We start from the raw sequence: 13,761 nt of genomic DNA on the forward strand, positions 1-13,761 counted from the left end.
GCCAGCGGTGAGCGCACTGGCGCGAGATGCCCATCTCCTTCGCGACGTGCGCGACAGGACGGCCGGCGAGGACCCGGCGCACGAGAATCAGACGGCCCGCGACAGTGAGCCGCGCATTACGGTGGACCAAGAGAAGGCCTCCACTTCGGTGACGTTAGACACCACCAATCGTGGAGGCCTTCTCCCTACCCGAGTGTCACCAACGTGCCGACCGGGTACACCTAGAACGGCGGCGGGTCGGTGCCGAGATCGGCGCGGGCGATCTCGGCGGATGCTTCGAACCTCACGACCGGTGTGGGTTTGTGCTTGACGGCCCTGCCGGTGGGGCTGATGACCTCGATGACCCCGCCGGGCCCGTGACGGAAGTTCCAGTTCGAGTTGTGTTTGAGGACGTGGTGGGCGCGGCAGAGGTTGGCGAGGTTGCGGACGGTGGTGGGGCCGCCGTGGGAGTACGGGATGGTGTGGTCGTCCTCGCAGCGGATGGCGGGTTGCCGGCAGCCGGGGAAGCGGCAGTGCTCGTCCCGGGCGATGAGGAAGCGCCGCTGCGCTTTCGTGGGCGTGTAGGTGTCGACCGTCTTCAGGCACCCGGTGTCGGGGTCCTGGAACAAGCGGACCCAGGTCGCGGCCTCCCCGGCCAGGCGGCGCGCGGCCTCCGCGGGGATGGGGCCGTACCCGGCGAGGAACGCGGACTCCTCACCGACACCGGTCAGTGACTGCCACGGGACGGTGACCTGAACGGTGGCGGTGATCTTCGTGAGGGCGTCGCCGCCGTGCTGGTCGATCAAATCCGCGGTCGGGAGACCGGCGAGGGCGATCTCGGCGAACACGTCCGCCCGGATCTGATCCAACGTCCGCTCGTCGGTCTCATCCTTGGTGCGGTAGATCGTGCGCGCCATCTGAGTGGCCCGGTCGTGCATCGCGTACACCGTCACCGCCGGACCGATGTAGGTCAACTCGCCCATCCCGTCCGGGAGCGGCGCCGCCCGCAGGGAGCGGTCGGCCATGGCCTCTTCGTGCCGCTCCTCCAACGGCAACGGCTCGATGTCATCCGCGAGCTTCCGCGCCAGCGAGCCCAGCTGCCCCGCGGTGAGCTTCACCGCTCGCGGCAGGCGCTCCTCCAACGGCAACGGCTCGATGTCATCCGCGAGCTTCCGCGCCAGCGAGCCCAGCTGCCCCGCGGTGAGCTTCACCGCTCGCGGCAGGATGATCTGCTCGAACTCCGCCCGGGAGTCGTCATCCTCGAGGCGACTGCCGGCGTCGACGATCGCGCGGACATGGGCCTCGCTGATCCGGCCCTCCTCGAACAGGGCGAACGTGGCCGGGAACCCGTCGACGAGGTCGACCGCCCACTCCATCCGGGCCCGGATCGTGCGGTCTGACATCCGCCCGGCGACCGCGAACTCCNNNGTCATGGCCCGATTCTCCTCCGGGCCACCGACATTCACCGGGCCGGAAAGCGCAGATCAGCGATTCAAACCGAATCTGTGGAGAAGTCCTCGCGGGCGGTGCCCTGTGGACGAGCGGTGGGTTGGTCGGCAGGGAGGGTTCGGACACGTTTCGACTCCGCTCGCTGGCGCTCGCACCGCTCAACGACCACAGGGTGGGTTCGCGCTGGCACACTGGCGGCATGGTGAGCACGGCGGGATTCGGGACGTACGGAGTCTGGCGCGGCGCGGCGGCGCTGGACGCGGACTTCGCGCGCGGGGTGGAGCGGCTCGGCTTCGGCACGCTCTGGGTCGGCGGCTCGCCGGGCGGCGACCTCGGGATCGTGGAGGAGCTCCTCGACGCGACGGAGCGGATCGTGGTCGCGACCGGCATCGTGAACATCTGGAAGGACGACGCGCGAAGCATCGCCCGGTCGGCCCGCCGGATCGAGGAGCGCCATCCGGGTCGCTTCGTGCTCGGCATCGGCTCGGGCCATCGCGAGGCGACACCCCACCGCGTCCGTCCGCTGGCCGCGCTCACGGCGTACCTCGACGTGCTGGACGCCGAGGGCGTCGGGCGCGACCGGCGTCTCCTGGCCGCGCTGGGCGACCGCACGCTCACGCTCGCCGCGGAGCGCTCGCTGGGCGCTCATCCGTATCTCACGGTCCCGGCGCACACGCGGCACGCGCGCGGCGTCCTCGACGCGGCTCGTCCCGGGGCGCTGCTCGCCCCGGAGCTCAAGGTCGTGATCTCCGACGACCAGGAGCACGCGCGCGCGGTCGCGCGCCGCTACCTGCGCCGCTACTTCTCGCTCGAGAACTACGTCGGCGCGCTGCGGCGCTTCGGCGTCGGCGAGGCCGCGTTCGCCGACGGCGGCTCGGACGAGCTGATCGACCTGGTCGCCGCGAACCCTACGGCCGGTGCGGCCGTCGCCGGCCTGCGGGCCCATCTGGACGCCGGCGCGGATCACGTCGCCGCGCAGGCCCTCGGCGACGACCCGCTCGGCGCGCTCGAACAGCTCGCCGAGGCGCTCACCCTCACGCGCTGAGCGCATCCGCCCCCCCGCCCGTGGGATTCTGGACGCATGCGGATCGGCGTGTTCCATCTGCGGCGCGAGCGGCCGCAGGCCCCGGGCTATCAGGCCCTGCTCGACCACCTCGACAGCGGGCTGCGCGCCGCGATCGACGAGCTCGGCTGGGAGGCCGACGTCGTGTACTCGGCCGAGCATCCGGTCGAGGCGAGCCTGGACGCCGTCGAGCGCGCCGACGTCCTGCTGCTGATGGGCGGCGAGGACGTCGAGCCGTCGCGCTACGGCGGCGCCGCCGAGTACCCCGGCAGCGGCCACCACGTGCCCGCGGCCGACGAGGCGCACATCGCGGTCGTCCGCGAGGCCATCCGGATCCGCAAGCCCCTGCTGGGCATCTGCCGGGGCCTGCAGGTCATGAACGTCGCGCTCGGCGGCACCCTCATCCAGGACATGGCGGGCCACCGCCTGCCGGACGCGCCGGATCCGTACGTGCGCACGCGCCTGACGATCGCGAACGCCCTCGCGGGCGACGTGGATCCCGCCGCGCCGGGCCGCTGCACGCACCACCAGGCGGTGGGCGAGCTCGCGCCCGGCCTCGAGGTCGTCGCCCGCGCGCCCGACGGCGTGGTCGAGGCGGTCGTGCACGCCGCCGCGCCGGTCACTGGTGTGCAGTGGCATCCCGAGCACCCCGACACCGCGCGCGAGCAGCTCGTGCCGCTGCTGCGCCGGCTCGAGGCGCAGCTCCGGGCACAGGACGCGCCCGCCGCGTCCGAGCCCGCACCCGCCTGAGCGAACGATCACCCCGGGGGCGCGGCGCGCGCGACGAGTCCGGAGCCCTGGAGCCCTGGAGCCCGGCGACATCGTCTCGACGCCCCGGAGGCCCGTCCGAGGCCGGAGCGGCCCACGGACTGGGACGCCGAGACCGGTGAGCCGCTGCGCGGCGCGACCGAACAGGGCGCGTTCGACGAGTCGCGCTGGGCCCGCGGCGAGGCGCGGAGCGTGTACGGCTTCGCGATGAACCACGAGGCGAGTTCCCGCGCGGCATCGGCGCCGACGAGGGCTCGCTGTGGGGCGAATACTTCTCCCTCGAGGCGCTCACCCGTCGTGCGCTGCCCGAGTGGGAGCGCCACTGGCAAGTCCCCGCCACCAGCACGGGCCCCGGAGAGCCGATCGACTCGGATCTCCGGGGCCTTCTCTATCCCCTCGCGGTCGCGCGCGCATCCGTCGCGCGACGGATTTCCCGGATCGCCGGAAGTGCGGGATGGCCTGGGATTCCGCCGTCAGCGGACAGGGCCGTCCGCGACTGGAGGATGTCGGAGGTCGGTGGCAGTCTCTATGGGTCCCGTGCGCGCACGCGCGGGGAGTTCCCCGTGGAGGCCCCTGTGCTCGGCAAGCTCCTGTTCCGATATCTCCGGCGATACAGATGGCTGCTCGCCGGCGTGCTGGTGTTCCAGTTCGCCGCGGCCCTCGCCGCCCTGTACCTTCCGTCCCTCAACGCAGACATCATCGACGAGGGAGTCGCCGAGGGCGACACCGGCTTCATCATCCGCACCGGCCTGGTGATGCTCGCGGTCTCGCTCGGTCAGATCGTCGCGTCGATCATCGCGACGGCCTGCGCCGCGCGGTCCGCGATGGCGGCCGGCCGCGACATCCGCCGCGCCGTGTTCGAGCGGGTCAGCTCGTTCTCCGAGCGCGAGGTCTCGCAGTTCGGGTCCGGATCGCTCATCACGCGCAACACCAACGACGTGCAGCAGATCCAGATGCTCGCGATGATGGGCGCGACCATGCTCGTGCAGGCGCCGATGCTGGCGATCGGCGGCATCATCATGGCGGTCCGTCAGGACGTCGGCCTCAGCTGGATCATCGGCGTCGCCGTGCCGGTGCTGCTCGTGCTCATGGGCCTGATCATCTGGCGCATGGTGCCGCTGTTCCGCAGCTACCAGACCAAGCTCGACGGCGTGAACCGCGTCATGCGGGAGCAGCTCACGGGCGTGCGCGTCGTGCGCGCGTTCGTGCGCGAGCCGATCGAGGAGGAGCGCTTCGGCGCCGCGAACGACGAGATCATGATCGTCGGCCGCAAGGTCGGATCGCTGTTCGTGCTGATGTTCCCGCTCGTCATGCTGGTGCTCAACGTCACGGTGGTCTCGGTCGTGTGGTTCGGCGCGTTCGAGGTCGACGAGGGCAGCGTCGAGATCGGCACCCTGTTCGCGTTCATGCAGTACGTCGGCCAGATCCTCGGCGGCGTGATGATGGCCGCGTTCATGACCGTGATGATCCCGCGCGCCGCCGTGTCGGCCGACCGCGTGGGCGAGGTGCTCGCTGTCGACAGCTCGCTGCAGCGGCCGGCCGAGGCGGTGTCGCACCTGCCGCGGCGCGGCGAGGTCGTGCTCGAGGACGTCGCGTTCACGTACCCGGGCGCGGACGAGCCGGTCATCCAGGGCGTGAGCTTCCGCGCGGATCCGGGCGAGACCGTCGCGATCGTGGGGTCCACCGGGGTGGGCAAGACCACGCTGATCAACCTCATCCCGCGGCTCTACGACGTCACGGCCGGATCGGTGAAGGTCGCGGGCGTGGACGTGCGCGAGGCCGACCTGGACGCGCTGTGGGCCGGCATCGGCCTGGTGCCGCAGCGGCCCTTCCTGTTCAACGGCACGATCGCGTCCAACCTGCGGTTCGGCCGCGAGGACGCCACCGACGACGAGCTGTGGGCCGCCCTCGAGATCGCACAGGCGGCCGACTTCGTGCGCGAGAAGCCGCGCGGGCTCGAAGAGCCGATCGCCCAGGGCGGCACCAACGTCTCGGGCGGTCAGCGCCAGCGGCTGGCGATCGCCCGCGCGATCGTGAGCCGGCCCGACATCCTGATCTTCGACGACTCGTTCTCGGCGCTCGACCTCACGACCGACGCGCGCCTGCGCCAGGCGCTGTGGCGGGAGCTGCCCGGCGTGACGAAGATCGTGGTCGCGCAGCGCGTGTCGACCATCACTGACGCCGACCGCATCGTGGTGCTGGACGGCGGCCGCGTGGCCGGCGTGGGCACGCACGACGAGCTGCTCGAGAGCAGCGACACGTACCGCGAGATCGTGGACTCGCAGCTGGGGGTCGAGGCATGAGGCGCGTGGTGATGCCGAGGACGTCGGCGCAGTTCTCCGCCCGCATCCTCCGAGGGGAGTCGTTCCTGTGAGCGCCGTCGAGAACGAGACCGTGAACGAGGAGCAGGCCCGGATCGAGGCCGAGCTCGCCGAGAAGGCGCGCCAGCAGGGCGGCGGCTGGGACGCCCCGCCGCCCGGCAAGCCCAAGAGCTTCGGGCCCAGCTTCCTCCGCTTCATCGGGCTGCTCGGCCCGTACAAGTGGGTGTTCGCGCTGGTCATGGTGCTGGGCGCCGCCGGCGTGATCCTGTCGATCGCCGCGCCCAAGGTGCTCGGCGAGGCCACGAACATCGTGTTCGAGGGTTTCATGTCGTCGGTGCTCGGGGCGCAGTTCCCGGCCGGGATGACCCAGGAGCAGGTCGTCGAGGCGCTGCGCCAGGCGGGTCAGACCGACTTCGCGAACACGATCGCGGCCATGGAGCACTTCGAGCTCGGGCGCGGCATCGACTTCGCGGCGCTGGCCGTGGTGATCCGCTGGGTGCTCGCGCTCTACGTGGTCTCGGCGCTGCTGCAGTGGGTGCAGGGCTACGTGATCAACGTGATCATGGTCAAGACCATGTGGCGCGTGCGTCAGCGCGTCGAGGAGAAGATCAACCGCCTGCCCCTGGCGTACTTCGACAAGGTGCAGCGCGGCGAGCTCATCTCGCGCGTCACGAACGACATCGACAACATGACGCAGACGCTGCAGCAGTCGCTGTCCGGCGCCGTCACGTCGATCCTGACGGTGGTCGGCGTGCTGATCATGATGTTCTCGATCTCGTGGCAGCTGGCGCTGGTCGCGCTCGTGGCGCTGCCGCTGATGGCCGTGATCTTCGGCGTCATCGGCCCGCGCTCGCAGAAGGCGTTCCAGGCGCAGTGGGCCAAGGTGGGCCGCCTCAACGCCCGCGTCGAGGAGTCGTTCTCCGGCCACGCGCTGGTCAAGGTGTACGGCCGTGAGAAGTCGAACTCCGACGCGTTCGCGAAGGAGAACGACGACCTGTTCGAGTCGGCGTTCCGGGCCCAGTTCTTCTCGGGCCTCATGATGCCGAGCGTGCAGTTCATCGGCTCGCTCACCTACGCGGGCATCGCGGTGCTCGGCGGCGTCATGGTCGCGAGCGGGCAGCTCCGGATCGGTGACGTGCAGGCGTTCGTGCAGTACTCGCAGCAGTTCACCCAGCCGCTCATGGAGCTCGGCGGCATGACCAGCGCGGTCATGTCCGGCACGGCCTCGGCCGAGCGGGTCTTCGAGCTGCTCGACGAGCCCGAGCAGGAGCCCGACGCCGAGGACGCCCCCGCGGCGCCCGACGGGCGCGGCGTGATCGAGTTCCGCAACGTGTCGTTCTCGTACACGCCCGAGAGCCCGCTCATCCGGGACCTGTCCTTCCGGGTCGAGCCGGGTCAGACCGTGGCGATCGTGGGGCCGACCGGCGCCGGCAAGACCACGCTGGTGAACCTGATCATGCGGTTCTACGAGCTCGACGGCGGGGCGATCCTGCTCGACGGCCAGGACACCTCGAAGATGACCCGGCACGACGTGCGCGCGCGGGCGGGCATGGTGCTGCAGGACCCGTGGCTGTTCTCGGGGACGATCCGGGAGAACATCCGCTACGGCCGGCAGAGCGCCACGGATGACGAGGTGATCGCGGCCGCGAAGGCGACCTACGTCGACCGGTTCGTGCACACCCTGCCCGACGGGTACGACACGGTGCTCGAGGAGGACGCGGCCAACGTGTCGGCCGGCGAGCGTCAGCTGATCACGATCGCGCGCGCGTTCGTGTCGCAGCCGAGCGTGCTGATCCTGGATGAGGCCACCAGCTCGGTCGACACCCGCACCGAGCAGCTGCTGCAGCACGCCATGGCGGCGCTGCGGAAGGGCCGCACGTCGTTCGTGATCGCGCACCGCCTGTCGACCATCCGCGACGCCGACCTCATCCTCGTGATGGAGCACGGCGACATCGTGGAGCAGGGCACGCACGAGGAGCTGATCGCCCGCGAGGGCGCCTACTGGCGCCTGTACCGGTCGCAGTTCGAGCATGCCGCGGTCGACCTCGACGCGGTCGAGGCGCAGGAGACGGCCACCGACACCGGCGTGATCGAGGTGCCCGCGGCCGCGGGCGCGCCGGAGGAGCCCACGGCCTGACGCGACCTGAGCCGAGGAGAGATCCACCTCCGAGGGCGGAACCCGGCGCTCCGCTCCTCGCAGGTGGATTCCTCCTCGGCTGGAGGCGGTCACCACTCCGGCCGGCGTCGTCCACAGGCCCAGGGATGGCCCGGTTGCTCATCTTGGCGAGTCAGGCCGACCGCGGGACCGGGCCGGGTGGCCAGCATGGGCGCATGGATCCCGTCACCGCGCTCGCCCGCTTCGGAGGCATCGCGCGCACCCCCGCGCTCCACAGGCTCGGTGTCACGCGGCACGCGCTGCGCGGCGCGCTGCACAGCGGCGCGGTGCAGCGACCCCGCCACGGCTGGATGTGCCTGCCCTCCGTCGACCCGGCCTGGCGCTCGGCGGTCGAGGTCGGCGTGGTGCTCTCGTGCGTCACGGTCGCGCAGCGGCGCGGGCTCTGGACCGATACCGTGACGCAACCGCACGTCGCCATCCGCCCGAACGGACAGCTGCAGCGCGAGACGACCGCGCACGTGCACTGGGCGACCCCGGTCATCCCGCGCGACCCCGACGCTCTCGAGGATTCGCTGATCAACGCGCTGGTGATCCTCGCGACGTGCCAGCCCTACGAGGCCGGCCTTGCGGCGTGGGAGGCGGCCATCCGGAGGCACCTCGTCGACCTCGACGTGCTGCGCGGCCTGCCGCTGCCGCCCGACGCCCGACGGCTGCTCGCGGATGCGCGGCCGCTCGCGGATGAGGGCACCGAGTCGATCGTGTTCTCGCGCCTGCGCCTCCTCCGGCTGGGGCTGCCGATCCGGCGCCAGGTGGTCATCGCCGCGCGGCCCGTCGATCTCCTCATCGGCGACCGGCTGGTGATCCAGATCGACGGCGGTCATCACGTCGACGCTCAGCGCCTGCGCGACAACGAGCACGACGCTCGCCTGCGCCTGATGGGCTACCACGTCATCCGGATCGGCTATTGGCAGATCATGGACGACTGGGCCGCGGTGCAGGACCTCGTGGTGACCGCCATCGCGCAGGGGCTGCACCGCATCCGCCGTTGAACGCCGACCTCCGCGGAGGAGAAATCCACGCGCGAGGCCGATCTCATGGGCATTCGTCCTGGATCGGGGATTTCTCCTCGCGCCAGGGCGGGGGCGGGCGCGTGCGGCGGCGCGCTACTGCAGGCCGAGCAGGTCGAGCGGGTGCGAGAGCCGCCAGAGCAGGCTGGGGCCCTCGAGGTCGCCCTCGAGCACCAGGGGGACCGTGGCCGAGTCGAACGGCCCAGTCGCGGTGAGCGTGCCGACCTCCGCGCCCGACGCGGTGCCGACCTCGACCTCGTAGTCCGACTGGACCTCGGGGGTGCCGCGGTCCCACAGCACGACCTCGGCGTCGTCGCCCGTGACCACCTCGACCGGCTCGCCCCACTCGGTCGTGACGTTCGCGACGGTGGTGCCGGATGCGACGGTCGGGGCGGGCTGCAGGGACTGCTCCACCTGCTCGAGCAGCGTGCGGCTGACGCTCGCGCGGGTCTCCTCGTCGGGCTGGCCGAGCACCGAGGCGTACAGCCGCACGGTGGTCTGGCCGATCGTGACGTCCTTGGCCGTGAGCAGGTTCCACGACTCGATCCACCACTCGGACAGGGTGCCGGTCTTGATGCCGACGACGCCGGGGTCCCCGATCAGCGGATTGCTGTTCTCGACCACGCCGGCGCCCGGGAGTTCCGTCTCGGGCATCGCCACGATCTCCGCGATCACGGGGTTCGCCAGCGCCAGGCTCGCGAGGGTGACCAGCGACGCGGGGGTCGCCGTGTTGTCCGGGTCGATGCCGCTCGGGTCGACCATCGTGATGCCCGACAGGCCGTGCGCCTGGAGCCACTCCGGCACGGCGAGGGCGAACGCGTCCTTCGAGCCCCACAGCTCCGTCGTCAGGCGATCCACGTAGTTGTTGGCCGAGCCGATCAGGATGCCCTCGAGCAGCTGCCGCTGCGTGAGCGTGCCGTCCACGGGCACGTCGAGCGCCGACTCGTTCGCCACGCGGTACTGCCAGTACTCCTGGCTGTCGGCGTAGTCGAACGCGTAGGACGGCCCCTGCTCGCCCACCGCGAGCGGCGCCTTCTCGAGGATCATGAGCGCGGTCACGACCTTGGCGATGCTGGCCATGGGCGCGCGCGCGGCGCTGGAGGCCGGGACCGTGCCGAGGCCCTCGGCGCCGACGGCGGCGGAGCCGTCCGCGGGCCAGGTCACGGCGAGCGGATGACCGGGCGCCGGGTCGACCGTCGCGGCCGAGACCGCGGGGGCGACGTTCGCGAGCGGCCAGAAGGCGCAGCCGCCCACGTAGCCGAGCGCGAGGACGCCGGCTGTGATCAGCGGGGCCGCGACGGAGGGGCGCCTCTCGCGGCGGGTGGGGACCAGGTCGAACGCGGGCGACGGCGCGGGGGCCGCCTCGGGCTTGGGGGCGACGGTGGCCGGGTCGATCCAGGCCAGAGCGGCGGTGTCGGTGCGGGGCGCGTCCGCCACCGCTGCGTGCGGCGCCTCGACCGCGGCGCCGGCGGCCTCCTCGAGCGACGTCGGGGTCTCCGGTGCGGGCACGGCCAGCGCCTCGGCCCCGGTCGGAGCATCCGCCGGGGGCGCATCCGTCAGCGCGGCGCCCGCCAGGGCCGTGGCCGCCTCGGTCACGGGCGCATCGGCGGTGCGCTGGTCGAACAGCGAGCCGATGCCGCGACGGATCGCGGGCTGCTCGGGCACCACGGGCGTCTCGGGCAGGGGGTCGATGTCGTGCGCCGTCACCGCACGGCGCAGGGGCGGCGCCTCGGCGACGGGGGTCGCTGCCACCGGCACCGTGGCGACGGACGCATCGTCGATCGCGCCGCGGAAACCCTCGCGGAGATCGTCGTGGGGGGAGTCGTCGATTGCCACCCGCCTACGGTACCCGCGGATGCCGGGAGTCAGCCGGAGATCGCGGGCCCCGGCGGCGAACCTCACCCGCCGGATCGCCCTAGAATGTCCCTCACACACCACGGGAGTCCGGCGAGCCGGGCTGAGAGGAAGCGACCCGCGCTTCGACCGTCGAACCTGATCCGGATCATGCCGGCGCAGGGAGGAGAGAGATGAACACGTCCGCACCCGCCACCCCGGGCACCCGCCGCTTCACCTGGCGCGTCGTCGACATCGTCGTCGCCAGCGTCATCGCCGTGGCCTGCGCCGTGGTGTTCCTCGTCTGGAACGTCGCCTACATCGGCCCGAGCGAGCTGCTCGCGCCGCTGCTGCCCGGTCTGGGCGGCCTGCTCACCGGCCCCTGGCTCATCGCCGGGGTGATCGGCGGCCTCGTCATCCGCAAGCCGGGCGCCGCGCTCTACACCGAGCTGCTCGCCGCGGTCATCTCCGCGCTCGTCGGCAACCAGTGGGGCGCGCTGACGATCGTGTCGGGCCTCGTGCAGGGCCTCGGCGCCGAGATCATCCTCGCGATCTTCCTGTACAGGTCGTTCCGCCTGCCGGTCGCGGTGCTGGCGGGCGCCGGCGCGGGCCTCGCGGCCGGCATCAACGACCGCGTCCTCTGGTACGCGGGCGCCGACGCGCTGTTCACGACCGTGTACATCGCCTCGACCACGGTGTCGGGCGCGGTCATCGCGGGGCTCGGCGGCTGGGCGATCGTCCGCGGCCTCGCGGCGACCGGCGCGCTGAACCGGTTCGCGGCCGGGCGCGCGGTCGCCAGGCGCGTCTGACGTGACGGCCTCTCCGGCGACCGGGGCCGTGTCCCCGGCCGCCGTCGATGCGCGCGGCTGGGGATGGCGCTACGCCAGCCGCCGCGCGTGGGCCGCCTCCGGCATCGACCTGCGGATCGACGCGGGCGAACGCGTCCTGCTGCTCGGCGCGAGCGGCTCGGGGAAGTCCACGCTGCTGCACGCTCTCGCGGGCGTGCTGGGCGGCGACGACGAGGGCGAGCACGCCGGCACCCTGACGATCGACGGGCACCCGCCCGCGGCGGTCCGCGGTCGCGCCGGGCTGGTGCAGCAGGATCCCGACACCCAGGCCGTCCTGCACCGCGTCGGCGACGACGTCGCGTTCGGCTGCGAGAACCTCGGGGTGCCGCGGCACGACATCTGGCCGCGCGTCGGCGAGGCGCTGGACCTCGTGGGCCTCGACGTGCCGCTCGACCGGTCCACGACCGCGCTGTCCGGCGGACAGAAGCAGCGCCTCGCGCTCGCCGGGGCGCTCGCCATGCGCCCCGGGCTGCTGCTGCTCGACGAGCCCACCGCCAACCTCGATCCCGCGGGCGCGATCGCGGTGCGTGACGCCGTGGGCCGCGTACTGGACCGCACGGGCGCGACCCTCGTCGTGGTGGAGCATCGCGTGGACGTGTGGCTGCCGATCGTCGACCGGATCATCGTGCTGGGAGCGGGGGACGCGGGCGTGATCGCGGACGGCCCGGTCGCCGACGTGCTGCGCGACCGGGGCGCCGAGCTCGCCGCGCTCGGCGTCTGGGTGCCCGGGATCGCGCCGCGCCACCCGGCGCCGCCGGCCGCGGCGCCCGGCGAGGTCCTGCTGTCGGGACGCGCGCTCGAGGTCGCGCGCGTACGCGGCCGCCGCGTGGCGGGCCCGCTCGACGTGGACGTGCGCGCCGGCGAGGTCCTCGGCGTCGTCGGGCCGAACGGCGCGGGCAAGTCGACGCTCGGCCGCACGCTGGCCGGGCTGCTTCCACCGGCGGGAGGCCGGGTCGTCGCCGGGCCGGCGCTCGCGGGCGGGATCGGCGAGGCGCCGATCCGCTGGTCGTCGCGGCAGCTGCTCACGCGCATCGGGACCGTGCTGCAGTCCCCGGATCACCAGCTGCTCTCCACCACCGTCCGCCGCGAGCTCGAGGTCGGTCCCCGCGCCCTGCGCCTGCCCGAGGGCGAGATCGCGGCGCGGGTCGACGAGCTGCTCGAGCGGCTCCGGCTCGCGCATCTCGCCGAGGCCAACCCCCACACGCTCTCCGGCGGCGAGAAGCGGAGGCTGACCGTCGCCGCGATGCTGGCGACGCGTCCGAGGGTGGTCGTGCTCGACGAGCCGACGTTCGGCCAGGATGCGCGCACGTGGGCCGAGCTGGTCGCGATCATCGCGTCGCTGCGCGACGGCCGCGACGGGGCGCCCGGGGCGGGCGTCGTCGCGATCACGCACGACGCCGATGTGCTCGAGGCGCTGCACGCGCGCCGCCTCAGCCTCACGGCCGGGGTCGGGACATGATCCTTCCGACCCCGCTGGTCCCCGCCGGCCCGCTCGCCCGCGTCAACCCGGTCGCGAAGCTGGGCGCCGCGCTCCTCATGGCCGCCCCGCTGGTGCTCACGATCGACTGGGTGTCGGCGGCCGTCGCGCTGCTCCTGTCCGTGCCGCTGCTGGCGATGTCGGGTCTCGGATGGCGTCGCTTCTGGGCGCGCACGGCGCCCGTGTGGATCGCGGCTCCGCTCACCGGGGTGACCATCGCGCTCTACGGCGAGACGTCGGGCACGGTGCACCTGGACTGGCTCTTCGTGCGCATCTCGGACGGCTCTCTCGCGCTCGCCGCGGCCACCGTCCTGCGCATCCTGGCGCTCGCGCTGCCGAGCGTCGTGCTGTTCGCGACGGTCGATCCGACGGATCTGGCCGACGGCCTGGCGCAGCGGGCGCGGCTGCCCGCGCGGTTCGTCCTCGGCGCGCTGGGCGGCCTGCGCCTGGTGGGGCTGCTGGTCGACGACTGGCGGGAGCTGGAGGTCGCGCGCCGCGCGCGCGGGGTCGCGGACACCGGACGGCTGCGCCGCGTGCTGGGAATGGCCTTCGCGCTGATCGTGCTCGCCATCCGGCGCGGCTCGGCGCTCGCGACGTCCATGGAGGCGCGCGGCTTCGGCGCTCACGGGGAGCGCACCTGGGCGCGGATCTCGCCGTGGGGCGCGCGCGAGTGGCTGCTGCTCGCGGCCGGCGCCGGGATCGGCCTCACGGCCGTGGCCGTGGCCGTCGCGACGGGCTCGTGGAACTTCATCGTCGGCCCGTCCTGAGGTCGGCTCGGGTCGCGCACCCGCGCCGGCCCGGGCGTCTCCTTCGCGGGGACGGGCATGCCCCGTCCATGCC

The 13,761-nt window shown here is 72.9% G+C and carries 11 protein-coding genes and 1 riboswitch; of the genes, 8 read left to right on the top strand and 3 right to left on the bottom strand.

From position 1 onward, the window contains the following. On the bottom strand, positions 1-130 hold a 130-nt coding region (locus ASD19_RS14145), incomplete at its 3' end, for a helix-turn-helix domain-containing protein (protein ID WP_268777930.1). Positions 131-221: 91 nt separating this feature from the next. Then, positions 222-1,404 (bottom strand): HNH endonuclease signature motif containing protein (locus tag ASD19_RS12875; RefSeq protein WP_235563052.1); only part of this gene is annotated, 1,183 nt, incomplete at its 5' end. 223 nt (positions 1,405-1,627) lie between these two features. Between ASD19_RS12875 and ASD19_RS12880 the strand changes: the two genes are divergently transcribed. The 5 genes from ASD19_RS12880 (at position 1,628) to ASD19_RS14860 (ending at position 8,745) form a co-directional block, all read left to right on the top strand. Next, positions 1,628-2,473, top strand: coding sequence for a TIGR03620 family F420-dependent LLM class oxidoreductase (locus tag ASD19_RS12880; protein ID WP_055993438.1), 846 nt, complete (start codon positions 1,628-1,630; stop codon positions 2,471-2,473). Positions 2,474-2,509: 36 nt separating this feature from the next. Further along, on the top strand, positions 2,510-3,241 hold the full coding sequence (locus ASD19_RS12885) for a gamma-glutamyl-gamma-aminobutyrate hydrolase family protein (RefSeq protein WP_055993440.1): 732 nt from the start codon (positions 2,510-2,512) through the stop codon (positions 3,239-3,241). A 593-nt stretch (positions 3,242-3,834) separates the two neighbouring features. Then, a complete protein-coding gene (locus ASD19_RS12890; RefSeq protein ID WP_055993442.1) occupies positions 3,835-5,562 on the top strand; it encodes an ABC transporter ATP-binding protein in 1,728 nt (575 codons plus the stop codon). 67 nt (positions 5,563-5,629) lie between these two features. Further along, positions 5,630-7,717, top strand: coding sequence for an ABC transporter ATP-binding protein (locus ASD19_RS12895; RefSeq protein ID WP_082543190.1), 2,088 nt, complete (start codon positions 5,630-5,632; stop codon positions 7,715-7,717). Positions 7,718-7,911: 194 nt separating this feature from the next. Beyond that, positions 7,912-8,745 carry an endonuclease domain-containing protein gene (locus ASD19_RS14860; RefSeq protein WP_230667896.1) on the top strand — a complete coding sequence of 278 codons (834 nt, stop codon included), beginning with the start codon at positions 7,912-7,914 and terminating at the stop codon, positions 8,743-8,745. A gap of 114 nt (positions 8,746-8,859) precedes the next feature. Here the strand turns inward: ASD19_RS14860 and ASD19_RS12905 are convergent, their stop codons facing one another. Next, positions 8,860-10,599: a hypothetical protein gene (locus ASD19_RS12905; protein WP_055993444.1), complete on the bottom strand. Its 1,740-nt coding sequence runs from the start codon at positions 10,597-10,599 to the stop codon at positions 8,860-8,862. Between the two features lie 90 nt (positions 10,600-10,689). Next, a riboswitch (TPP riboswitch) is annotated at positions 10,690-10,799 on the top strand. Between ASD19_RS12905 and ASD19_RS12910 the strand changes: the two genes are divergently transcribed. From ASD19_RS12910 to ASD19_RS12920, 3 genes are all read left to right on the top strand, one after another. Continuing rightward, on the top strand, positions 10,791-11,405 hold the full coding sequence (locus tag ASD19_RS12910) for an ECF transporter S component (RefSeq protein WP_055993446.1): 615 nt from the start codon (positions 10,791-10,793) through the stop codon (positions 11,403-11,405). Its footprint overlaps the riboswitch before it by 9 nt. 1 nt (position 11,406) lies before the next feature. After that, a complete protein-coding gene (locus tag ASD19_RS12915; RefSeq protein ID WP_082543191.1) occupies positions 11,407-12,903 on the top strand; it encodes an ABC transporter ATP-binding protein in 1,497 nt (498 codons plus the stop codon). Next, a complete protein-coding gene (locus ASD19_RS12920; RefSeq protein ID WP_055993448.1) occupies positions 12,900-13,688 on the top strand; it encodes an energy-coupling factor transporter transmembrane component T family protein in 789 nt (262 codons plus the stop codon). The genes ASD19_RS12915 and ASD19_RS12920 overlap by 4 nt, the downstream gene beginning before the upstream one ends. Positions 13,689-13,761: the final 73 nt, after the last annotated feature.

Origin of the sequence: Microbacterium sp. Root53, assembly GCF_001426925.1 — a bacterium.
In the GTDB taxonomy this organism is placed as follows: domain Bacteria; phylum Actinomycetota; class Actinomycetes; order Actinomycetales; family Microbacteriaceae; genus Microbacterium.